Source organism: Microbacterium sp., assembly GCF_031180975.1.
Classification (GTDB): domain Bacteria; phylum Actinomycetota; class Actinomycetes; order Actinomycetales; family Microbacteriaceae; genus Microbacterium.
On sequence record NZ_JAPSLI010000006.1, the window covers coordinates 88,692 to 111,405 of the forward strand.

At 68.7% G+C, this 22,714-nt stretch carries 21 protein-coding genes; 14 read left to right on the forward strand and 7 right to left on the reverse strand.

From position 1 onward, the window contains the following. The first annotated feature begins 97 nt into the window (after positions 1-97). The 6 genes from RIF65_RS09950 (at position 98) to RIF65_RS09975 (ending at position 7,002) form a co-directional block, all read left to right on the forward strand. Complete coding sequence (locus tag RIF65_RS09950) at positions 98-1,396, forward strand: glutamyl-tRNA reductase (RefSeq protein WP_309066161.1); 1,299 nt, start codon at positions 98-100, stop codon at positions 1,394-1,396. A gap of 133 nt (positions 1,397-1,529) precedes the next feature. Further along, positions 1,530-2,102 carry an HhH-GPD-type base excision DNA repair protein gene (locus RIF65_RS09955; RefSeq protein WP_309066160.1) on the forward strand — a complete coding sequence of 191 codons (573 nt, stop codon included), beginning with the start codon at positions 1,530-1,532 and terminating at the stop codon, positions 2,100-2,102. Further along, positions 2,099-2,545: a DUF1801 domain-containing protein gene (locus RIF65_RS09960; protein WP_309066159.1), complete on the forward strand. Its 447-nt coding sequence runs from the start codon at positions 2,099-2,101 to the stop codon at positions 2,543-2,545. Before RIF65_RS09955 ends, RIF65_RS09960 begins: the two co-directional genes overlap by 4 nt. 178 nt (positions 2,546-2,723) lie before the next feature. Then, positions 2,724-3,182, forward strand: a complete 459-nt coding sequence (locus RIF65_RS09965) for a hypothetical protein (protein WP_309066158.1) — start codon at positions 2,724-2,726, stop codon at positions 3,180-3,182. A gap of 12 nt (positions 3,183-3,194) precedes the next feature. Continuing rightward, a complete protein-coding gene (locus RIF65_RS09970; RefSeq protein WP_309066157.1) occupies positions 3,195-6,197 on the forward strand; it encodes an alpha-mannosidase in 3,003 nt (1,000 codons plus the stop codon). Positions 6,198-6,390: 193 nt separating this feature from the next. Continuing rightward, the gene (locus RIF65_RS09975; protein WP_309066156.1) at positions 6,391-7,002 is read left to right on the forward strand and encodes a hypothetical protein; all 612 of its coding nucleotides are present in this window, start codon (positions 6,391-6,393) and stop codon (positions 7,000-7,002) included. A gap of 209 nt (positions 7,003-7,211) precedes the next feature. On the opposite strand, the gene RIF65_RS09980 is transcribed toward RIF65_RS09975, so the two are convergent. Together RIF65_RS09980 and RIF65_RS09985 are read right to left on the reverse strand one after the other, a co-directional pair. Continuing rightward, positions 7,212-7,715 carry an RNA polymerase sigma factor gene (locus RIF65_RS09980; protein ID WP_309066155.1) on the reverse strand — a complete coding sequence of 168 codons (504 nt, stop codon included), beginning with the start codon at positions 7,713-7,715 and terminating at the stop codon, positions 7,212-7,214. Beyond that, entirely contained in the window at positions 7,706-8,065 is a 360-nt protein-coding gene (locus RIF65_RS09985) for a hypothetical protein (protein ID WP_309066154.1), read from the reverse strand. Before RIF65_RS09985 ends, RIF65_RS09980 begins: the two co-directional genes overlap by 10 nt. 481 nt (positions 8,066-8,546) lie before the next feature. Here RIF65_RS09985 and RIF65_RS09990 point away from each other — a divergent pair, with 481 nt between their 5' ends. From RIF65_RS09990 to RIF65_RS10015, 6 genes are all read left to right on the forward strand, one after another. Next, positions 8,547-9,572 carry a LacI family DNA-binding transcriptional regulator gene (locus RIF65_RS09990; RefSeq protein ID WP_309066153.1) on the forward strand — a complete coding sequence of 342 codons (1,026 nt, stop codon included), beginning with the start codon at positions 8,547-8,549 and terminating at the stop codon, positions 9,570-9,572. 95 nt (positions 9,573-9,667) lie between these two features. Next, complete coding sequence (locus tag RIF65_RS09995; protein ID WP_309066152.1) at positions 9,668-10,999, forward strand: ABC transporter substrate-binding protein; 1,332 nt, start codon at positions 9,668-9,670, stop codon at positions 10,997-10,999. A 69-nt stretch (positions 11,000-11,068) separates the two neighbouring features. Then, positions 11,069-11,995 (forward strand): carbohydrate ABC transporter permease, encoded by a 927-nt coding sequence (locus RIF65_RS10000; protein WP_309066151.1) that lies wholly within the window; start codon positions 11,069-11,071, stop codon positions 11,993-11,995. Then, the gene (locus RIF65_RS10005) at positions 11,992-12,885 is read left to right on the forward strand and encodes a carbohydrate ABC transporter permease (protein ID WP_309066150.1); all 894 of its coding nucleotides are present in this window, start codon (positions 11,992-11,994) and stop codon (positions 12,883-12,885) included. Before RIF65_RS10000 ends, RIF65_RS10005 begins: the two co-directional genes overlap by 4 nt. Before the next feature lie 37 nt (positions 12,886-12,922). Further along, a complete protein-coding gene (locus tag RIF65_RS10010; RefSeq protein WP_309066149.1) occupies positions 12,923-14,020 on the forward strand; it encodes a glycoside hydrolase family 172 protein in 1,098 nt (365 codons plus the stop codon). 113 nt (positions 14,021-14,133) lie between these two features. Next, positions 14,134-15,768: a hypothetical protein gene (locus RIF65_RS10015; protein WP_309066148.1), complete on the forward strand. Its 1,635-nt coding sequence runs from the start codon at positions 14,134-14,136 to the stop codon at positions 15,766-15,768. A gap of 19 nt (positions 15,769-15,787) precedes the next feature. Here the strand turns inward: RIF65_RS10015 and RIF65_RS10020 are convergent, their stop codons facing one another. The 3 genes from RIF65_RS10020 to RIF65_RS10030 form a co-directional block, all read right to left on the reverse strand. Next, complete coding sequence (locus RIF65_RS10020) at positions 15,788-17,173, reverse strand: glycine--tRNA ligase (RefSeq protein WP_309066147.1); 1,386 nt, start codon at positions 17,171-17,173, stop codon at positions 15,788-15,790. Positions 17,174-17,358: 185 nt separating this feature from the next. Continuing rightward, the gene (locus RIF65_RS10025; RefSeq protein WP_309066146.1) at positions 17,359-18,048 is read right to left on the reverse strand and encodes a GNAT family N-acetyltransferase; all 690 of its coding nucleotides are present in this window, start codon (positions 18,046-18,048) and stop codon (positions 17,359-17,361) included. Positions 18,049-18,073: 25 nt separating this feature from the next. Beyond that, the gene (locus tag RIF65_RS10030; protein ID WP_309066145.1) at positions 18,074-18,730 is read right to left on the reverse strand and encodes a DedA family protein; all 657 of its coding nucleotides are present in this window, start codon (positions 18,728-18,730) and stop codon (positions 18,074-18,076) included. A gap of 108 nt (positions 18,731-18,838) precedes the next feature. On the opposite strand from RIF65_RS10030, the gene RIF65_RS10035 reads away from it, so the two are divergent. Then, complete coding sequence (locus tag RIF65_RS10035; RefSeq protein WP_309066144.1) at positions 18,839-20,242, forward strand: sensor histidine kinase; 1,404 nt, start codon at positions 18,839-18,841, stop codon at positions 20,240-20,242. Then, positions 20,239-20,892, forward strand: a complete 654-nt coding sequence (locus tag RIF65_RS10040) for a response regulator transcription factor (RefSeq protein WP_309066143.1) — start codon at positions 20,239-20,241, stop codon at positions 20,890-20,892. Before RIF65_RS10035 ends, RIF65_RS10040 begins: the two co-directional genes overlap by 4 nt. Positions 20,893-21,003: 111 nt before the next feature. On the opposite strand, the gene RIF65_RS10045 is transcribed toward RIF65_RS10040, so the two are convergent. Beyond that, positions 21,004-21,624, reverse strand: coding sequence for a hypothetical protein (locus RIF65_RS10045; protein ID WP_309066142.1), 621 nt, complete (start codon positions 21,622-21,624; stop codon positions 21,004-21,006). A gap of 133 nt (positions 21,625-21,757) precedes the next feature. Then, on the reverse strand, positions 21,758-22,714 hold the full coding sequence (locus tag RIF65_RS10050) for a serine hydrolase (protein WP_375142146.1): 957 nt from the start codon (positions 22,712-22,714) through the stop codon (positions 21,758-21,760).

The window sequence follows — 22,714 nt, forward strand, 5'->3', positions numbered from 1 at the left end:
CGCGTTCTATGGGATTTCTGCGTACGCGAGGGCAGCACATGACGCAGTAAGGCTCGCCTCAGATGCCGCGACACGCCAGGCCGCGTAGAATCGTGGGGTGCTGCTCTGCGTCACGGCGAGTCACAAGACCGCTTCATTCGACCTGCTCGAACGCCTCAGCCGCCACCCCGAAACCGTCGCCCCGACTCTCATCGAAGCCGGCGCGCAGGGAGCCGTCGTGCTCGCCACCTGCAACCGCTTCGAGGCGTACGTCGAGATCGACGACACCGAGACGATGGGATCGGAGGCGCTGCTCGAGGCCGTCGCGCAGGCCACCGGCATCCCCTGCGCCGACCTCGACGGCGCGTACAAGGTCATCAGCGACCGCCGCGTTCCCGAGCACCTTTTCGCCGTGGCATCCGGCCTGGAGTCGGTCGTGTCCGGCGAGGGCGAGATCGCCGGCCAGGTGCGGCGTGCCCTCACCACCGCACGCAAGAGCGGCACCACGTCCCCCGAACTCGAGCGCCTGTTCCAGCGCGCCAGCCAGGCCCAGCGCAAAGTGAAGAACGTCACCGCTCTGCACCGCGCCGGGCGCTCGCTCGTGCGCCTCGCCCTCGAGCTCGCCGACAGCCGCATCGCGGACTGGTCCGCCGAGCGGGTGCTGCTGGTCGGCACCGGCTCGTACGCCGCCGTCACCCTGGCGACCCTCCGCGAGCGCGGGGCCGTCGACATCTCCGTCCACTCGCCGTCGGGACGCGCCGCGATGTTCGCCGAGAAGCACGGCATCCGCGCCATCAGCGCCGACGAGTACGCCGACGTCGCGCAGCGCTCCACGCTGCTGATCACCTGCACGAACGCGACCGAGCCCGTGCTCGGACCGGAGCAGCTGCGCCGCGCGACCGGCGAGACGAGCGGATGCCCGGTGGGCCTCGTCCCCACCCACGCCGGCGCCCCGTTCAACCAGCTCGTCGTCGACCTCGGGATGCCCCGCAACGTCGACCCTGCCGTCGCCCAGCTCGAGGGCGTCGCCCTTCTCGACCTGGAGACGATCCGGCTGCACGCTCCGCTCGAGGAGTTGCACGCCACCGACGCCGCCCGCAGCGTCGTGCGCGAGGCGGCCGAGAAGTTCCACCTCGTCGGGTCGCGGCAGAGCGTCACCCCCGCGGTCGTCGCGCTGCGCACGCACATCTTCGGTCTGCTCGAGGCCGAGATCGAGCGCGCCCGCCGCCGCGGCGACGACGACGGCCGCGTCGAGCAGGCCATGCGCCACCTCGCCGGTGTGCTGCTGCACACCCCCACCTCCCGCGCCCACGAGCTGGCCGCCGAGGGCAGGGCAGACGAGTTCGTCGCCGCTCTCGAGACGCTGTACGGCCTGAAGACGGATGCCGGAGAGGCCGAGGAGTCCGCCACGGCGTGAGGCCCGCGGCGCCTGATGCGCTCTGATGCGCTTCCCTCGGATTTGTGCGCTTCGCTCGGATCCGATCCCGCGATTCGCTCCGAGTCAAGCGCATATCTCCGAGTGACTGCACGCACGGTGCCAGACTGGAACCATGGCCCTTCACATCACCGGAGACACCGCCGCCGACGATCTGCTCACCCACAACCCGCTGGCACTGCTGGTGGGGATGCTGCTGGACCAGCAGGTCCCCATGGAGACCGCGTTCGCCGGCCCACTCAAGATCCAGCAGCGCACCGGAGCGACGGATGCCGCAGCGATCGCCGGCATGGACCCGGATGCCTTCCTCGAAGCGTTCAAGCAGACGCCCGCGGTGCACCGCTTCCCCGGCTCGATGGCGGCCCGGGTGCAGACGCTCTGCCAGACGATCGTCGACGACTGGCACGGCGACGCCGCCGCCATCTGGACCGACGGCGACCCGGACGGCCCCGAGGTGCTCCGCCGGCTGAAGAAGCTCCCCGGGTTCGGGGAGCAGAAGGCGAAGATCTTCCTCGCCCTGCTCGGCAAGCAGTACGGGTTCACCGGCGAAGGCTGGCGTGAGGCGGCCGGCGACTACGGCGACGAGGGCTCGTTCCGTAGCGTCGCCGACATCGTGTCGCCGGAGTCGCTGACCAAGGTGCGAGAGCACAAGAAGGCGATGAAGGCCGCCGCGAAGGCCGCCAAGTGAGTGCCGTGCGCACCGGGGGCCGCGAAGTGAACGCCGAGGTCGCGGCGCTGATCGGCCGCGCCACCCCGGTGGCGCGCAGACGGGATGCGGAGACGCTCGCCGCCCTGATGCAGGAGGTGTCCGGACGCGAGCCGGTCGCCCGTGGCACGATCATCGCGTTCGGCTCCTGCCACTACCGCTACCTCAGCGGCACGGAGGGCGACACGGGGCTGCTGTCCTTCGCGCCGCGAAAGGCCGCGACGACCATCTACCTGCTCGACGGCATCGACGCGCACGCCGAAGCACTCGAGAAGCTGGGCCCGCACACCACGGGTGTCGGATGCCTGTACATCAAGGACCTCGAGCAGATCGACCTGGGCGTGCTGCGCGGCATCCTCGCCCGCTCGCTCGCCTGGGCCGAGGCCGGCGGCAGTGAGGGAATGCGCCTGACCGTCACAAGCTGACCGGGGCGCGCTCCCGAGGTTGCTGCCCCCCCCCCCCGAATACCGCCGAGACCCCGGGCCGCGGACGTCGCCAGGCCGGGGCGTCGACGACAGGTCGGGGTGTCGGCGAAGGGAGCAGGAAGCCACTTCCCGCGGCGGGGACTCGAACGCCCGCAGCGGCGGATGTAGTAGACAGGGGATGCCGCCGAGCAGACGCTCCGGCTCAGCCGACCGCCGAGCGCGGCGGGTGCGCACACCGGGAGGGACCGCCATTTCTTCGCAGCTCTCAGCCGACGCCCCGCTGCGCTTCGGCGCGAATCACACCCCGGCGAAGCACTGGATGCACTCCTGGCTGTCGCTGGACCTCGACGATGTGCGCCGCGACTTCGCGTCCCTCGCCGCTCTCGGACTCGACCACGTGCGACTCTTCCCGCTGTGGACCGCCCTGCAGCCGAACCGCACGCTCATCCGCGAGCAGGCAGTCGCGGACGTGCAGGCGTGGGTCGACGCCTGCGCCGGCGGCGCCGATCCCGCGTTCGTCACCTCGACGACGGCGACGGATGCCGAAGCGCTGGCCGCCGGCGGGATCACCGACCTCATCCGGCCCGGCGCCGGCGAGGCCACGGAGTACAGCTCACAGAACACCGTCGTCGGCTGACAGGAGCCCGCCGTGCACGACCACACCGCCCTCACCTTCGGCCGCGTGAACCGCGTGCTCATCGAGCGCGTGCGCCCCGCGATCCACTCGGCACGCATCCCGCTCCAGATCGCCGCGCACACCCTACCCGGTGAGCCGATCCCGCCGGCGGATGGCATCACCCTGGCCTTCGAGCCGTTCCAGGCGGGCAGCCTGTGGGGTCCGGCGTGGGGCACCACGTGGTTCCGGGTGCGCGGCGAGGTGCCCGCGGAGTGGGCGGGCCGCAGGGCCGAGGCACTCATCGACCTCGGATTCGACGTCAACATGACCGGATTCCAGTGCGAGGCGCTCGCCTACCGCCCCGACGGCACGCCCATCAAGGCGCTCAACCCGCGCAACCAGTGGCTGCCGGTCGACGCCGAGGCGGGGCAGGCGGTCGAGTTCTACCTCGAGGGCGCCGCGAACCCGGTACTGCTCGACTACCACCCGTTCCTGCCGACGCAGCAGGGCGACATCCTCACTTCGTCCCCCGAGCCTCTCTACCGGGTGCGCCACATGGATCTCGCGGTCTTCGAACCGGAGGTGTTCGAGCTCTCGCTCGACCTGGACGTGCTGCTCGAGTTGCAGGCGGAGCTGCCGGCGACCTCGCCGCGACGGATGCAGATCCTGCAGGCCTTCGACGACGCGCTGGACGCGCTCGACCTGCAGCGCATCGCGGAGACGGCATCCGACGCCCGCGCCCGACTGGACGACGTGCTGACGGCGCCCGCCGAGGCGAGCGCGCACCGCATCGCCGCCGTCGGCCACGCCCACATCGACTCCGCCTGGCTGTGGCCGGTGCGCGAGACGATCCGCAAGGTGGCGCGCACCGCGTCGTCGATGACCGCACTCATCGACGAGCACCCCGAGTTCGTGTACGGCATGTCGAGCGCCCAGCAGTATGCGTGGATCAAGGAGCACCGCCCCGAGGTGTACGAGCGGATCAAGGCCGCCGTCGCCGCCGGACGCTTCCTGCCGCTGGGAGGCATGTGGGTGGAGTCCGACACCGTCATGCCCACCGGCGAGTCGCTGGTGCGCCAGTTCTCCCAGGGGCAGCGGTTCTTCGAGCGGGAGTTCGGCGTCCGTTGCAAGGGCGTCTGGCTGCCCGACAGCTTCGGCTACTCCCCCGCCCTGCCGCAGCTGATGCGCCGGGCCGGATTCGAATGGTTCTTCACGCAGAAGATCTCCTGGAATCAGCGCAACGTGTTCCCGCACCACACGTTCCTGTGGGAGGGCATCGACGGGTCGCGCATGTTCACGCACTTCCCGCCGATGGACACCTACAACTCCCAGCTCAGCGGCATGGAGGTGGCCAGGGCGTCGCGCCAATTCAAGGAGAACCGTGTCGCCACCATGTCGCTCGCCCCGGTCGGCTGGGGGGACGGCGGCGGCGGCACGACCCGCGAGATGACGGGACGCGCCGCCCGCATGGCCGATCTCGAAGGCTCGGCGAAGGTGGAGTGGAAGCACCCCGACGCCTTCTTCGCCGACGCCCGCGCCGAGCTGACTGATCCCGCCGTCTGGGTCGGTGAGCTGTACCTCGAGCTGCACCGCGGCACGCTCACCAGCCAGCACGCCACCAAGGCCCTGCACCGTCGGGCCGAGCATGCCCTGATCGAGGCCGAGCTGTGGACGGCGACCGCGGCCGTGCGCCTCGGCGACGAATACCCGCACGACGAGCTGGATCGGCTCTGGCAGCTCGTGCTGCTGCACGAGTTCCACGACATCCTCCCTGGCACGTCGATCGCGTGGGTGCATCGCGAGGCCGTCGAGGTGCTCTCCGGGGTGCTGACGGATGCCAGGGCGCTGTCGTCCTCGGCGCGCGCGGCGCTCGCGGGCGAGGGCGAGCACGAACTCGTCTTCACGCCGACCTCCGTCGGCGGCGGGGTTCCCCTCGGCGCCGCGGCCCGTGCGTCGAGCGAGGACGGCGCAGCCGACCGAGTCGGCACGCGCCTCACGGAGACGCGTGACGGCATCCGCCTCGAGAACGACCTCGTCTCGATCCTCATCGACCGGAACGGGCTGATCACGTCGGCGGTCGAGCTGGCATCCGGGCGGGAGGCGATTCCGGCGGGCAAGCCGGCCAACCTGTTCCAGCTGCACCAGGACTTCCCCAACATGTGGGACGCCTGGGACATCGATCGTTACTACCGCAACCGGGTGGAGGACCTCACCGAGGCGTCGTCGATCACGGCATCCGAGGAGGACGGCGTGGCGACGCTGGTCGTCACCCGCGCGTTCTCGCAGTCGACTATCACGCAGACGATCTCGCTGGCGCCGGGTTCGCGCACGCTGATGCTGCGCACCGAGATCGACTGGCACGAGACCGAGAAGCTGCTGAAGCTGGCGTTCCCGCTCGACGTGTTCGCCCGCGAGACGCTCGCCGAGACCCAGTTCGGGTTCCAGCGCCGCGCCACGCACGTCAACACCAGCTGGGAGGCGGCGAAGTTCGAGACGTCCATGCACCGCTTCGTGCTCGCTGAGGAGGACGGCTTCGGCGTCGCGCTCGTCAACGACTCGCTGTACGGCTTCGACACCAGCCGTGACGCCGACGGCGACCACGTCACGACGACCGTGCGGCTCTCGCTGCTGCGCGCCCCGCGTTTCCCCGACCCCGACACCGATCACGGCCGGCACGAGATCGAGATCGGCCTCGTGATCGGAGCGGATGCCGCCGTCGCGACCGCCGAGGGCATCCGCCTGAACGCGCCGACGACGGTGGTGCGCGGTGCGCACGAGGTCGAGCCGCTCGTCTCCGTCGACGGCGACGGCATCGTGGTCAGCTCGGTGAAGCTGGCCGACGACCGCTCCGGCGACGTGATCGTGCGCGTGTACGAGGCGCTGGGGCGTCGTACCCGAGGAACGCTGAGCGTGGACTTCGCGCATTCCGGCATCCGCGAGGTGTCTCTGATCGAGGACGACCTCGACGACGCACGTACCGGCGGAGAACTGTCGCTGCGGCCGTTCGAGGTGCGCACGCTGCGCATCACGCGCTGAACGCCCCTTCGCATGCTCGACCGAATCCTGCGAACGGTGGAATGTCAAATGTGTACGAAACCGGACGCTGCAAGCATGCCAACCGAAGAGCCGCGAGGGTCGCGCGCTGGAGCACAGCGGTCTTGCTCTTTATGGTTGAAAGCAATTCGCTCTGGAGCACTCGACGAGTGTCGGGAGAACCGGAGGGGGTCAAATGAAAAAATTTAAGTGGGCCAGCGTCGTGGGCAGTTGCCTGCTGGCCGCGTCTCTTCTCGTGGCGTCATCGGCCAGCGCTCGCGTCGATGACGAGCATCTTCCTCGAGCAAAGTCTGTTCTGTCGACTTCAGAACTGGCGGCGATCGGTGCCAACCAGGATCAGGCTACCATCGACCGGATCATTTCGATGGCCAGTCCTCGGCAGAACGTTCAAGTTCTCCTGGATTTCGACACGAAGGAGTACGAGGCCGCCATTTTGGTCGATGAGACGCCGGAACAGAAGCTGAGAGCATTCTTGGGCGAGCTGGGGCGCCAGGCGCCGACGTCACAGGAATTCGGCGAGGCTTCAACGATGGGGTCGAACGGCGTCTACACCTGCCCCTACACCGCAGGTCCCAAGAGTACATCCTTCCACACCTACACCGCATACTACTGGTGCGGTTCTGGCTATTGGACAGGTGGACCGCTCACAGGGTGGACGCAGTACCGCAATTCCACCGCGAAATATCACCTTGTGGGTCCGAGCAACACGAACTGGATGACGTGCCCTGGCTACGCAACATGCACCATTTCCGGCACGACCAACCTGGGTTATGTCAGCTTTAGCTGACCGGCATACCATTTGCCACGGCGTGGAGCCGCGCACGAAGGGGACTTGAACCCTGCAAGACGGCGGCGACTCGGAGGTCGCGCAGGCCGGCTTAAGGGGATAGATTCCAGCGGCGCGTCAGCCGCCCTCGCTTCTTTGCTTCAGTGTGACAGCGGAGATCGAGGGCGGCTCTGGCGCCAGCTCTACCGCCTCAAGGTCCAACGGCGATGCTAACCCTTCACGGGCGCCAGCATCTCTCGCAGTGCAGCTCGCGCCCGCTGATACCGGCCCCGTGCCGTGGACGCCGGTAGATTGAGTATCTTGGCCGCTTCAGCAAGCGAAAAACCATCCCAATGCACCAGTCGGATGAGTTCCGCGAGCTCAAAGTCGAGCCGGTTGATGGCGTCTCTAATTTCCACGCCCAAGTCTGCAGGTGGCGCCGGAGACTGCGAAAGTACGTTTTGTAGTCGGCTCGCGAGCTTCGCTCGTCGGACGTTTCCGCGGATTGCATGCAGCACCGTGTTGCGAGCGATACCGAAAAGCCACATGCGTGCTTCATTGAGTTCAAGGGGCAAACTATCCACGCGGGCCCAGGCAGTCGCCATCACTTCCGCAAGCGCATCTGCCGCATCCTCGCGTTCAAGCCGACGCATGAAATACCGTAGCAAATCGGGCGAGGAGTCTTGCAACGCACGGGTCAGGCGCGTCCTAACGGAGCGCGAAGTCACTGGCATATCCCTTGGCCCTCAAAACTTGCCCATTTCGTATCCAAACCATGCGCCTCGAGGGCATCCTGGACGCGCAGGAACAGAGCCCAATTGTATGCGTTCTGATATATTTCATCATCTTCGAGCACATTATCTGCCGCTCCACTGTACGCCGCGCCATCCAGAATGTCGGCCGTATCTAAACGCAGCCCCGTAAGCGCGTCCCGAATTACCTCATTTGCCTCATCGGGTGCGCCTTGAACATTGCCGATCCGCCTCTCGCAGGATGCACCGCTCGGAAGCTCGTAATGCAATACCGCAAGAGGCTCTTCCTCCGCCCATCCGCTCCAGATGCCACTCGCAGCAGCAGCTGCCATCCCGCCGCCACTAATCAACACGGCGACGAGCGTTCCGATTGCGAGGCGCCTAGATCGGAAGCGACGCCCAGGCGCAGAGTGGTTCGCCATCCTCGTCGCTGCGAGGCGCTGCTCCGGGCTGAGCGGAGCTGCGGGGTCGGCCGCGCTCAAAAGCTGATCCAAGTGGTCAGGTAACAAGTCTCCTCGAACGTAGTCGTCCTATCCCGTACATTCCCGGATGACGTCGAATCGTCCACAGGTATTGCACACCGAGCACGAGTCTTGCGACGCACGCAGAGACGACGAAACCTCGCTCGAGCCCGTTCGAGGTGCGCACGCTGCGCGTCACGCGCTGAGCGCCGCGGGGGCTCCGCAGCCCCCGCCGATGTAACGGTGTGATAACGGGCTTTGCGTCAACGCGTTTGACGTTCCTAGCGTCGCATCAAACGTTTGACGACGCGGGTGGAGAACCTCTCGTCAAACGATTGATGAAGGAGTCGCCGTGATCACACTGAAGGACCTGGCCGCAGCCGTCGGCGTGTCGCCGTCGGCGGTCTCCCTCGTGCTGAACGACCTGCACCGCGGGCGGGTGAACGAGAAGACGGCGGCGCGCGTCCGCGAGATGGCGGACAGCATGGGATACGTACCGAACGCGCTCGCACGCGGTCTGCGCACGAAGAGGACGCACACCGTAGGCGTCTTGTCGGACGGGGTCGCCAGCGTGCCGTTCGCCGGCCGGATGCTGGAGGGCGTCCAGTCCGCGGCCTGGGAGGCCGGCTACCTCGCGATGATCATCGACACGACGAACCGCGCTGAGCTCACCGATCAGTCCTCCAAGTCCCTGCTGCAGCGCGACATCGAGGCCATGATCCTCGCGGCCGATTACCACCGCACCGTCGGTCTCACGGCCGTTCCGCCCGCGATGCCCGTCGTCGTCCTCAACGGCGTCCCTGCGGATGGTTCGGCCGCGGACAGCGTCGTACCGGACGAAGCGGGCGGCGCTCATTCGGCGGTAAGCAGCCTGCTCCAGGCGGGGCACCGGCGCATCGCCTTCTGCGTCGTCGGCGGGGATCGTTTCATCGCCTCCCGGCTGCGTCACGACGGCTACCGGCAGGCGCTCGTCGAGCACGGAGTCGACGAAGACGCGAGCCTGGTGGTCGAGGTCCCCGATCCGAGCACCACGCACGCCTACGAACCCGTGCGCCGCCTCTTGGAGCGCCCGGACCGTCCGACGGCCGTCTTCTGCTTCTCGGACCAGATCGCCTTCGCCGTGTATCAGGCGAGCGACGATCTCGGGATCCGAATCCCGGAGGATCTCTCGGTCATCGGCTTCGACGATCAGGAATTCATCGCCGACGCCCTGCGGCCAGGTCTCACCACGGTGCGCCTGCCGCATTACGCGATGGGCGCATGGGCGGCGCGGCGCGCGATCGAACGACTCCACGGTGACGCTCAGGGTCCCGCGATCGGCGTCACCGTTCCGTGTCCACTGATCGAACGGGGATCGGTGGCTCCGCCACCTCGCTGACCCGCACGTCGAGACATCCCCACAACCTCCGGCGCTCGAGGGCGCCGGTACCCGGCGCGCCCTGGCGCGCGCACCACATCCAACGGAGGAAACACATGGCAACCATCACGCGCACGGCGCTAAGGGTTGCGGTCGGCATCGCCGCCACCGCAGCCACAGCGCTCTCCCTGACGGCCTGCGGGGGCTCTGGCGGCGAGCCAGGCGGCGAGGGGGACGGCACCTTCACGATCCTGCAGTACGAGAACCCCGAGACGGCGCAGGGCCAAGGCTGGCAGCTCGCTCTGGAGATCTTCAAGAAGAAGCATCCGGACGTCAAGGTCGACTTCCAGACGACCAGCTTCGACGCGATGCGCCAGAACGCGAAGATCACGCTCACCGGCGATGATGTCCCCGACGTCATCGAGTTCAACAAGGGCAATGCCGACGGAGGCCAGCTCGCCGGCCAGGGGCTGCTCGCCCCTCTCACCGAGCAGGTGAAGAAGTACGGGTGGGACGAGAAGGTCAAGGGCTCCATGCAGGCCTTCGCCCAGTACGACGAGCAGGGGCTGGCGGGCTCGGGCGACTGGTACGGCGTCCCGAACATCGGCGAGTACGTGATGTTCTACTACAACAAGGACCTCTTCGCGCAGGCGGGCATCACCGAGGAGCCCACCACCCTCGAGGAGTTCGAGGCGGCGATGGACAAGCTGCTCGCGATCGGCGTCACCCCGATCTCGTCCTCGGCGTCCACCAGTCAGGGCTTCAACCAGATGTGGGTCTGGTACTCGCTGGTCGCCGCGGAGGCCGACCGCACCGCGATCGACGACTTCATGTTCCTACGCGAGCCGGTCGACTTCTCGAAGGACCCGTGGAAGGCGGGGGCCGACCGCTTCCAGGAGTGGATCGACAAGGGCTACGTCGGCGAACAGCTCGGCGGACTGAACTTCGAGCAGGCGACGGTGAACTTCCTCAGCGGCGAGAAGGCCATGCTGATCTGGAACCAGGGCGAGTTCTTCCGCATCCGCGAGCAGGCGACGTTCGACTGGGACTACTTCACGCTGCCCGGCGCGAACATGCAGATGGGCTCCAGCGGACACCTGTGGGGCGTTCCGGCGAACGCGAAGAACAAGGAGCTCGCCTACGACTGGATCGACATCACCCTCAGCGAAGAGGTGCAGAACAAGATCGGACAGCTGGGCGGCCTGCCGCTCGCCGGCGACGCCTCCACGATTGAGGACGACCTCACCCGCGAGTACACGGAGCGCTTCAACGAGCTCGTCGAGGCCGACACCCTCGCCTTCTACCCGGACTACCCGGTCCCCGGCTTCCTGGACTTCATCCAGTCGCACATGCAGGCGATGTCGAACCGCAACGAGACGGCGGACGAGTACACCGAAGAGCTGCAGAAGTTTTACGACGAGGGCCGCGAAGCCGCGCTCGCCGGCTGAACGCCCGCGGGGCCGCCCGTCAGGGCGGCCCCGCTCCCACCCGGTCTGATCCTCCCGAAGGAGACATCGATGTCGACGGCAGCCACCAGACGCCGACCGCTGGAGCGGCGCGGCGCGTACTGGCTCTACCTGATCCCGCTCGCGGCCGGCTTCCTGGCCGTGGTCGCCATACCGTTCGCGATGAACATCTACACGAGCCTCTTCCACTGGAAGGGAGGGCTCGCCCCGATGCGCTGGGCGGGCCTGGAGAACTACACCGACCTGTTCGCCGACGATTCGTTCTGGCGTTCGTTCCAGAACACCCTCGCCATGATCATGGCCATCACCGTGATCCCGACCATAATCGGCATCCTGCTGGCAGCGCTGCTGTTCGACTACCTGGGCCGCAAGTTCGGCGACAACGTCATCGCGGTGCTCCGGGCGACGTACTACCTGCCCCAGGTGCTGCCCATCGCCGTCGCCGGGTTCCTGTGGGCCTGGATCCTGGATACCCAGAACGGGTCGATCAACCTGTTCCTGAAGTCCATCGGCACCGCCAGTCTTCCCGACTGGCTCGGCGACTCACGGCTCGCGATCTTCGGGGTGATGCTCATGCTGATCTGGCTGCAGATCGGCTACCCGGTGGTGATCTTCATGTCGGCGCTGCAGCGGGTCGACCCAGAGCTGTACGAGGCGGCGGAGCTCGACGGCGCCGGCTGGTGGCGCCGCTTCGAGGCCATCACGATCCCGCAGATCCGCCCGGAGATCTTCGTCGTCGTGCTGACCGCGACCATCGCGGCGCTGAAGGTGTTCGCCCCGATCCTCATCCTGACCGGCGGCGGCCCTGAGGAGTCCACGATCGTGCCGTCGTACTACGCCTACCGCAACTTCTTCGAGCTGTCCCGCGTCGGGTACGGCTCGGCCATCGCCACTGTCATGTCGGTGGTCATCTTCATCGTCGCCGCGGTGATGCTGTGGTGGCAGCACCGCGAGAACCGGAATGAGGCCCGATCGTGAGCACGACACGCGTGATCACCACCTCCCGCACGAGCACCGCTCCCACGTCGACGCCGATCCGAAACATCCGGCGCACGCCGATGAACTGGCTGCTGCTGGGGCTGGCGATCCTGGTCGCCGTCGCGATGGCATCGCCGTTCCTGCTGCTGGCGCTCAACGCGTTCAAAACGGGCGCCGACTACTCCACGCACGGACCGCTGGCGTGGCCGACGACCTTCACGTTCGACGCCTTCACCGGCTACCTGCAGCGCGTCGACTTCGTGCGTGCATTGTGGAACTCGGTGCTCAGCTCCGCGGTGATCGCGTTCGCCGGCACCGGCCTCGCCCTGCTGGCCTCGTACGCCATCGGCATCGGCAGGATCAAGGCGAACACGGCGATCACGGCCGTCCTGCTCATCGCCACGATGATCCCGCACGAGGCGCTGATCTACCCGCTCTTCTACGGGGCGCAGGCGACGAAGACCCTGAACACGATCTGGTCGATCGTGATCGTCTTCACCCTGCTGTACGCCGCGTTCGGCACGTACATCCTGTCCAGCGTCATGTCGACCTTCCCGCGCGCCGTGCTGGAAGCCGCCGCCATCGACGGCGCCGGTCGCTGGCGGATCCTCTGGCAGGTGGTCTTCCCGATCGTCCGGCCGACGCTGTCGGTGCTGGTCGTGTTCACCTTCATCTGGAGTTGGAACGAGTTCTACATCCCGTTGATCCTGCTCTCCGACCCGGCGGCGCAGACGGTGCCGATCGCCCTGTCGACCCTGCGCGGACAGCATTCGATCGACATCACGGTCATCAACGCCGGTTCACTGCTGTCGCTGTTGCCGACGGTGGTGTTCTTCTTCCTGTTCCAGCGCACGATCAGCCGCGGTGTCTCTGCCGGCGCAGTGAAGTGACCGCATCCGCCCCCGACCTCCGAAGGAAAGAGAGAGAATGACCACTCCGTGGAACCGTCTACGCAATGACGGGACCCTGCGCAGCCACGCCATCAACGCTGAGAACCCGAAGGGCGAGGTCGGTGCGGCCGGCTCGGCGAGTTCGAACCTGGGACCGGGGCGCAAGGGCAGCGCCTGGTACGACCTTCCGGCGGGCAGCACGCTGACCCTCGCCGAGATCGAGGGGTCGGGCGTCATCCGACACATCTGGATGACGATCACCGACAGGACCGAGGCCGGGCCGTTCGTGCTGCGCGACGTGATCCTCCGCGCGTACTGGGACGGCTCGGATCATCCGCAGGTGGAGGTGCCGCTGGGCGACTTCTTCTGCAACGGCTTCGGGACCCGCGCTCTGGTCACGTCGGAACCGATCGTGGTCGCACCGACCGGCGGGATGAACTCGTACTTCCCGATGCCGTTCCGAAGCGGCGCCCGGATCGAGCTCGTGAGCGAGCACGCCGGGGACATCCAGGGCGTGTTCTTCCAGATCGACTACACCCTCGGCGACGACTTCGCGCAGTGGCCCGGCTACTTCCACGCGCAGTGGCGCCGCAGCAACGGCACGACGGCGCTGGGCGAGGACCATGTCATCGTCGACGGCATCGCCGGCTCCGGCACTTATGTCGGGACGTATGTGGCGCTCGCCTCCCTCCAGCGCTTCTGGTGGGGCGAGGGAGAGGTGAAGTTCTTCGTCGACGGGGACACCGACCTCCCGACGCTGTGCAGCACCGGACTCGAGGACTACGCCGGGGGTGCGTGGGGCTTCCAGAACGGCCTGCATCCGGATCCGGAGCCGCTGCCGATCACCTTCAGCGCCCCGTACTTCGGGTACCCGTTCGCCAGCGCCACCGACACCACCAAGGCCTCGGACTTCTGGACGCCGATGCTTCCCATGCACGGCATGTACCGCTGGCACCTGCCCGACCCGATCTTCTTCCGGGAGAGCCTGAGGGTCACTCTGCAGCAGATCGGCACCTGGTCGCACGGACTGTTCGAACGGTCGGACGACATCTCCACGACGGCGTATTGGTATCAGAACGAGATCGGTGCACCATTCCCGCAACTGCCGGGGGTCACCGCGCGTACGCCGCGCTGAGACGCCGGCATGCTGATGGACGCGACGGGCTCACCGCCTGACAGCATCCCGCCCTCGAGTGCACCGCACCGCGCCGGCGCGGATATGCTCGCTCTCGACGAGAGGGGACGTCGATGAAGAGGATCCTGGCTGCAGTCGTGGCGGTCGTCGCGGCCGTTCCGCTGCTCAGCGCGTGCACACCCGGGCCCGACCCCGAGGCGGCGAAAGCAGCGGTGGCGTACGCGCAGAAGCTGGACGCCTGGGCGGACGAGGTGGCGACGGCCGCCGCTGACGCGAAGACGTGGACCGCCGCGGAGATCGAGGCCGCCGGAGACGGTGAGATGCCGTACGAGGAGAAGGGCGTTGGCGCGGTTCTCGACGAGGTGCCGACCCTGAAGAAGTTCGACGCCGACGTCGCAGAACGGACCCCGGAGTACCGGAAGGCCGCGAAGGTGGCCGCCGCGGTCGAGGTGGCCACCGACGAGCTCAAGGGATTGGAGCCCGAATCGCTGCAGCAGCTGCGGCAGGCCGCGTTCTACGCCTACTGGGTCGTCGCCGACCTGTACTACAACACCCTCGGCGGCCCGGCCGCCGCGCGTCGCAGAGCGGATGCCGAGTCGTACGACTACCTGGACGACGATCGCAAGGCGAACGCCATCACGCGCGCTGCTGCCCTGGCGTTCGCCGAGGAGCGGGGGAAGCTGCTGGATGTCGCGATCGACAGCATCCAGAGCACCGAGAAGACCAGCGGCGAGGTCGTCATACCCGACACACCACTCGGCCGTTCCGCCGGTGCGTTCATCGTCGACTGGTTGAAGGAGGAGCGCGCGTTCCAGGCCGACGCCGTCGAGACGCTGTCGGCATTCGACGCGGTCGGCGACGTCTACCGGCCGTTCTGGCCGTTCGCGAACATCAACGCCGCCTTCCGCGTTCCCGCCGACGAGGCGGGACGGATCCGCCCGCTGCTGGTCACCGTGCTGTCCACCCTCGCCGACTCGCTCGGCGGGGGTGACGGCTCGCCGACGGCATCCGGCTCCCCCACGGCATCCGCTTCGCCCGCAGCATCCGGCTCGCCCGCGGCATCCGCGACACCTACCGCGACCCCGACGGCGTCGCCGAGCGCGGCCGCGCCCGCCGAGGTCGCGTCGGCGGGGGACGTGTACCGCAAGCTGCTCATCGACGGCTACATCCCGTGGAACGACGCCAAGGAGAGCCAGGACGCCGTCGTGAGCCGCCTCTGGATGCTGTGGCGCATCCGCGAGCTGGACCAGACGCCCGACCGCGCCTACGCGGCCGCCCGCACGATGCTGCTCGAGGAGCTCGACCGCAGCACGGAGGACACGGCGGTCGACTTCCGGCCGGGATTCAACCGGATGCTGCGGATGCTCGAACTGCACTCGGAGCTCTTCCGTCCCAGCCGTGAGCCGGCCGAGAACGAGTTCATGCTCGACGCGATGCAGGAGGCGGCCGTCTTCGCCAAGACGATGCGCACGTATCCCGTGACGGACGAGGTGGCGAAGGACTTCGACCGCCTGCTCGCCGAGTTCGGCCGCATCAACGTCGCCGTGTCGCGCGTGCTCGAGCAGACGCGCGACGCCGAGAACCCGTGGGAGCAGTACGACGCGCTCGGGGAGATCGCAGACGGCTACCAGGACGGAGCGTTCGATCTGCTGTCCACGTCCGCGACGATGCTCGACGACGACGCCGCGTTCTCGGCCCGGCTGGCGGAGCTCATCCAGGCGACCGCGCCCGGCCGGCACGGAGACTGACCGGACGCGATCTCGCGGCTCAGGCGCCGCGCAGGCGCTCTGCGAGGTATCCCTGCAGCGCGTCCAGGCCGATGCGCTCCTGCGCCATGGTGTCGCGGTCGCGCACGGTGACGGCGCGGTCGTCGAGCGAGTCGAAGTCCACGGTGACGCAGAACGGCGTGCCGATCTCGTCCTGCCGGCGGTAGCGGCGGCCGATGGCGCCGGCGTCGTCGAAGTCGACCGTCCAGTTCCCGCGGATCGCGTCGGCGACCTCGCGGGCGAGCGGCGACAGGCGCTCGTTGCGCGACAACGGCAGCACGGCGACCTTGACCGGCGCCAGACGAGGATCGAGCTTGAGCACGGTGCGGATGTCGGTGCCGCCCTTCGCGTTCGGCACCTCCTCCTCGACGTACGCGTCGACGAGGAACGCCATCATCGAGCGGGTCAGACCGAACGACGGCTCGATCACGTACGGCGTGTACCGCTCGCCGGAGGCCTGGTCGAAGTAGGTCAGGCTCTGGCCCGACGCCTCGGTGTGGCTGGACAGGTCGAAGTCGGTGCGGTTGGCCACGCCCATCAGCTCGCCCCACTCCTTGCCGGGGAAGCCGAAGCGGTACTCGAAGTCGATGGTGCCCGCGGAGTAGTGCGCCCGCTCGTCCTCTGGCACGTCGAACCGGCGCATGTTGTCGGGGTTCACGCCCAGGTCGATGAACCAGTCCCAGCACGCCTCGACCCAGTGCTCGAACCACTCCTGCGCCTCGGCCGGCGGCACGAAGTACTCGATCTCCATCTGCTCGAACTCGCGGGTGCGGAAGATGAAGTTGCCGGGCGTGATCTCGTTGCGGAACGCCTTGCCCACCTGGCCGATGCCGAACGGCGGCTTCTTGCGCGAGGCGGTCAGCACGTTCGAGAAGTTCACGAAGATGCCCTGCGCGGTCTCGGGGCGCATGTAGTGCAGGCCCGATTCGTCGTCGACGACCCCGAGATACGTCTTCACCAGACCGGAGAACGCCTTCGGCTCGGTGTACTGACCCTTGTTGCCGCAGTTCGGGCACGGGATGTCGGCGAGGCCGTTCTCTGCCTTGCGGCCCTTGCGCGCCTCGAAGTCCTCGACGAGGTTGTCGGCGCGGAAGCGCTTGTGGCAGCTGAGGCACTCGACCAACGGGTCGGTGAAGGTCGCGACGTGACCTGACGCCTCCCACACGCGCTTGGGCAGGATGATCGACGAGTCGAGACCCACCATGTCGCCGCGCCCGCGGACGAACGTCTGCCACCACTGCCGGCGGATGTTCTCCTTCAGCTCGGTGCCGAGGGGGCCGTAGTCCCAGGCCGAACGCGAACCGCCGTAGATCTCACCCGCTTGGAACACGAACCCGCGGTGGCGGGCGAGGGCGATGACCTTGTCAAGACGGGACTGTTCGGCCACGGTGGCTCCAATGGTCGGAAGGGTGCGGGGTGTGCGCACGGCGAAGCCGCGGCATCCCAATCCTATCCGCGCCGCCGAGTGCACTCCTTGCCGTCGAGTGGACCGGAAGATCGCGCAGCACGGCCGTGCACTCGCCGACATCACGTGCACTCGCCGAGTGCACGGGAAGGCTGCAGCGACGAGCGCTACTCCGTGAAGAGGTAGCCCCGCTCGACGTCGAACCCGGCGATGCGCAGGCCGCGACCGAGGAGCTCCTCCATCTGGCCGCGCAGGCGCAGGCGCCACTCGTGCGCGGCGGCGGGGTCGCTCTCGCGCATCCCCTCGATGTCCGACGGGATCTCCAGCGTCGCCACGACGGCGTCGGATGCCGGGGGCTGGGCGATGTCGGCCAGCGCCCACTCCACGTCGAGGCGGTCGCTCTCGTCACCGGCGTCCCCGCCGCCGAAGATGCCGTACTGGTTGACGACGTAGCTCGTGACGCGCGCGCCGAGCACCGTCAGGAAGAAGTGCGCGTTGCGCGCGACCAGCGGGTCGTAGGTCCAGGTGATGCGGCCGACCTCGCGCGAGAAGGCCCACTGCCGCTGGTGCTCCTTCAGCTCGCGGCCCCAGCCGCGGCCGCGGTACTCGGGCAGCAGCGCCGTGATGTGCGAGTGCATCGCCCGGCGCGCGGGCTCGCCGAAGAAGGCGATGGACGCGCCGACCATCTTCTCCTGATCGCCCTCCCCGTCGAAGAGGCCGACGACGTAGTTGCCCGACTGCTGCAGCGCCCGCAGGGTGCCGGCGTCGATGACGCGCTCGGGGCCCCGGATCGAGTCGAGCAGCGCCTGGGCGTCGAGGATGAGTTCAACGGTGTCGAGATCGCGGATGGTGCGCACGGAACCAGTCTGCCCTCCACAACGCTCAGGACGAAACACCGGCAGGATCCGGCTCGACTGCGCGGGGCGTCTGCACGGCGACCTCGCGTGCGAGCGCGCGGCGCAGTACGGCATCCACCGCCCAGCCGACCGCGGCGGCGACCACGATCGCCAGCGCGATCGCGAGGAGCGGCTGATTGTGCAGCCAGCGCCCCGCGACGATGCCGAACAGAGCGGAGTACGCCGCCCAGGTGACGCCGGCCGCGACGGAGAGCGGCACGAAACGGCGCAGTGGATAGCCAGTCGCGCCCGCAGTCATATTGACGGCGATGCGTCCGACCGGGATATAACGGGCCGTGAAGATCAGCAGTGCCCCGCGCCGCTCCAGCCCGCGACGCGCCCACTCCAGGATGGCGGCCACCCGGCGGGCGCGCATCCATCGGAACCGAGCCGTGCCCAGCTCGCGGCCGAGGAGGTAGGCGGTGTTGTCGCCCGCGATCGCGCCGACCGCGGCCACGCCGATGAGCAGCAGAACGGGCTCGCCTGTGGCGCTCGCGACGGTGGCGGCCCCCACGACCACCGTCTCGCTGGGCACCGGCGGAAAGAAGCCGTCGACGAGGCAGACGATGAACACGGCCAGGTACAACCAGGGCGACCCGGCCAGGTCGGCGACCAGGCCGTTCAATATCGCGAGAAGGTCCATGCCGGCGACGCTACGGACCAGGCCGGGCCCGCCGCACCGCACGGAAGGCAGGAGAACGCCTGACTTTCGTCAGGTCCGAGCAGGGTCCGCCATTCCTAGGATGAGAGGATGCTGCAGCGCACGGAACGGGCGACGAGCGGATCGTTGCCGGCGCCGATCGGCGCCGCGCTCCTGGTCGCCGCGACGGCCACCACGCTCCCCGTTGCAAAGTGGGGCGATTCGGCGCTCGTGCTGCTCCTCGCCCCAGCGGCGCTGGCCGGGTACGTCGCCGGGCGCCGCCTGCCGGCGCTCGCGCCCGCAGTGATCTCGCTGCTCGCTGCGCTGGCTCTGATGCTGCCCATCTCGTATCTGGCTCCCGACGACGCTCCTCTCGGGGACTGGATGGCGGCTGTGCTCATCGCACTGCTCGCCGTCGTGCTGCCGTGGTGGGCAGGACGGTACCGGCTGCTGCGGGCACGGCAACGCGAATCGGATGCCGCGGTGCTCGCCGGTCGGGCGCAGGCCGAGGAGCGAGCGCGCATCGCCGACGACCTGCACGACACGATCGGACACGAACTCGCCCTCATCGCCGTGCAGGCCGGCGCTCTCGAACTGGGGCGCGGGCTGACCTCTCAGCAGCGCACGCAGTTCCGAGGGCTCCGCGAAGCGGCGGTGCGCGCCAGTGAGCGGCTGCGCGAGGTCGTGCAGCTCTCCGGCTCTGACAGTACGAGCCGCCTTGACCCCCTCGGCGGTGACGGTATCGACGGGCTGATCGCGGGGGCGCGCGCCGCGGGGATGCCGGTCGAGGCGCGCATCGACAGCGACGCCCTGGCCGACGCGCATCCCCTCATCGCAGAGCTCGCCGCCCGCGTGGTGCGCGAGGGTCTGACGAACGCCGCCCGGCATGCCGTCGGCGCCGCCGTCAGGGTCGAGGTTGCCGGTGCGCAATCCGACGGTCTCTCCGTGCGGGTGTGGTCCGGTGCTGGCGACGCTGAGGTCCGCCCGGTGGGCGGAAGCGGTCATGGTATCCCGAGTCTGCGACGCCGTGCGGAACTGCTCGGGGCGGTGGTGACCGCGGATGCGCAGGAGGATGGCTTCGCCCTCACGCTGCATGCGCCGTCCCGGCCCGTAGCGCTGGCTCCGGCATCCGACGGCGTCGACCCTGCGCTGCAGTCCAACGCTCGGAACGCCCGGCGCGGTCTGCTTCAGACGGCGATGGTCCCTGCGGTGATCGTCGCGCTCGCCATGGCGGGATTCCTCGGTGTGCAGGCCATCACGGTCGCCCACACCGCGATCTCTTCCGGGGCGTACGCCCGCATGGAAGTGGGGATGACACGCACGGCGCTCGAACCGATGCTGCCCGCTGGAATACCGCGCCCCGCGCCGGTCGTCGACGAGGCGGAGGCCCCTGACGGGGCGCGGTGCGAGTACTTCGCCGCCCGCGACGGGTGGCTCCACTTCACCGACGCGACGTATCGCCTGTGCTTCCGCGCGGGCGTGCTCGTGCACAAGCTGCGGCTGGAGGCGCGGTGATCCGGGTGCTGATCGCCGACGACGAGGCGATGATCCGGGCCGGGGTGCGCGGCATCCTCGAGTCCGACCCCGGAATCGAAGTGGTGTTCGAGGCGGCAGATGGGCACGAGGCCGTGTCCGGTGCGCAGCGCCACCGTCCCGATGTCGCCGTTCTCGACATCCGGATGCCGGGCCTGGACGGTCTGAGTGCGGCCGCCGAACTCGCCGCCACTCTGCCCGCCACCCGCGTCGTGATCCTGACCACGTTCGGCGAGGACGACTACGTGGAGCGGGCGCTCGGCGGCGGAGCGCTGGGGTTCCTGCTCAAGGCGGCCGATCCCAGGGAGCTGATCGCAGGTGTGCGCGCGGTCGCCGATGGCGGAGCGTATCTGTCTCCCGCCATCGCGCGCCGGGTGATCGCGCCCTACCGGGAGGGACAGAGGGCACGCACTTCTGAAGCGCGACAGGCCGTTTCCGTCCTGACTCAGCGCGAACGAGAAGTGCTGGCGCTGCTCGGCTCCGGCGCATCGAATGTCGAGATCGGTCGCCAGCTGCACCTCGTCGAGGGGACGGTCAAGGGCTACGTCAGCGCCATCCTCGTCAAACTCGGCGCCCGAAACCGCGTGGAAGCCGCGGTGATGGCGCACCGATCCGGCCTCGTAGAGCTCTGACGGCGAGCCTGCTGCACATCAGTGCGCGTACTCCATCAGCTCGACGCCGAGCACTGCGCACGAACCAGCCTGCCCCTCGGAGCGGTCAGGACGAAACGCGACGGGGCCGCGTCATCGCGCGGGGAACGCCACGCCACCGCCCGCGGCGAGCGCGCTCGCAACGATCTCGAGGTACTCCTGCATCAACTCGTCGGGCATCGCAGGCATGCACTGCTCCCAGTAGGGCAGGATGGCGCCGCGCCCCTGCATCATGCCCGCCGGCCGCGCGTAAGCCCAGATGTGCAGGTGCGCCGATCCGTCGTTCCAGCGTGAGAAGTGGCAGCGCGCCACCGCCGGGATCGCCTTCGCCGCCTCGGAGACGCGCTGCAGGATCGGTCCGAGCCCCGCGAGCACGTCCATCGGAGCGTCCTCAAGCCTCACGTGCCGACGCGGGGCGATGGCGCCGACGAAAGGGAGCCCGCTGGGACCCTGCATGCCGCCGCTGACCCGCCACTCGTCGTCCTGCCAGATCGTGCAATCCGACGCCGGACGGCAGTGTCCGCATTCCGACGGGTCCAGCTCGCCGCCCCGGGGCTTCTCCGGCACCATCATCGGTTCGAGAGGCAGCAGCTCGAACGCGGCGATGCTCGGGGCGGGTCCGCTGCCGGGCACCCGGCTGGCGTCGAGGGTTTGCCCGATCGGCGCCCAACGATGCCAATCGGTGTCGGCGGGATGCTGTGCGGAGTCGCTCATCCGGCTATCGAATCATGAAGGGCACTCACCGCCGGGCAGCAACCCCGATTGCACGACGCGGTGTCGGCGGGAACCGGCTCAGATCCGCCGGTAGGTCACGTGCGTGACCAGCGAGGTCGCGCGCCCGCCCATGTCAGTGCGCGTACTCCATCAGCTCGACACCCAGCACACGGAACGCGTCGTGCGCCCGCAGGCGGTGACTGATCGACAGGTCGTCGAAGCAGGCGGTCATCGCGTACGCGACGCCGGCGCGCGGACCCGCGAGAACACCCGCTTCGGCCCGCACGCCGCGGTCGCGACCGGTCTTGTTGATGAACAGCAGGCCGTGCGAGTCGTGGTCGTGGGCGAACGGGTCGAGTCCCGTCGCCGCGCCGACGAGGCTCAGGTCCTGGTTCAGGCTCAGCCACTCCGACACCTGAGAGCTCACCGCGGCGTCGACGACGCTCGCGTTCACCAGGGACGCGAACTGCCTCGCGAACTCGCGCGTGGTGCCGACGGCGACGTGCGGGGCGTCGTCCGGCCCCCTGGTGTCGCGGAACCGGTCGAGCACGGCGCTGCGCGGCATCCCCAGAGACACGATCCGCGCCTGCACCCGCTCGTGGCCGACCAGGTCGAGCAGTGCGTTGGCGGCGTTCGGGTCGCCGGTGGCGGCCGCCATGACGGCAAGGTCGGAGACGGGCAACGCCGGCGCGCGCAGGCTGCGCCACAGGCCGGACCCCGTGACCATCCCGGCATCCGGCCGGTCGACCAGGCGCAGCGCGTCGAGCTCACCCGACTCCAGCGCCGCGGCGACCTCGACCAGCACCGGCACGACGCCCAGGCCGGCGATCGGCAGGGGAACGTGGTCGTCACCGGCGAGCACGGGCTCCGCGGTATCGAGATCCGCGACATGCACCGACACCTGCGCCCCGGACGCGGCGAGCTCCTCCAAGGCCCGGTTCGTCGAGCCGAACGAACGCCGGCCGACGGCCGCGCGACGCGGAACCCGGCGGCCGCGGCGCTGCGAACTGCGCAGCGCCGCGGGAGATCCGTCGGGGGGCTCGGGGGAAATGCCCACGCGTTGTCCTAACCGGGGAGGGGTGTGCGGCAT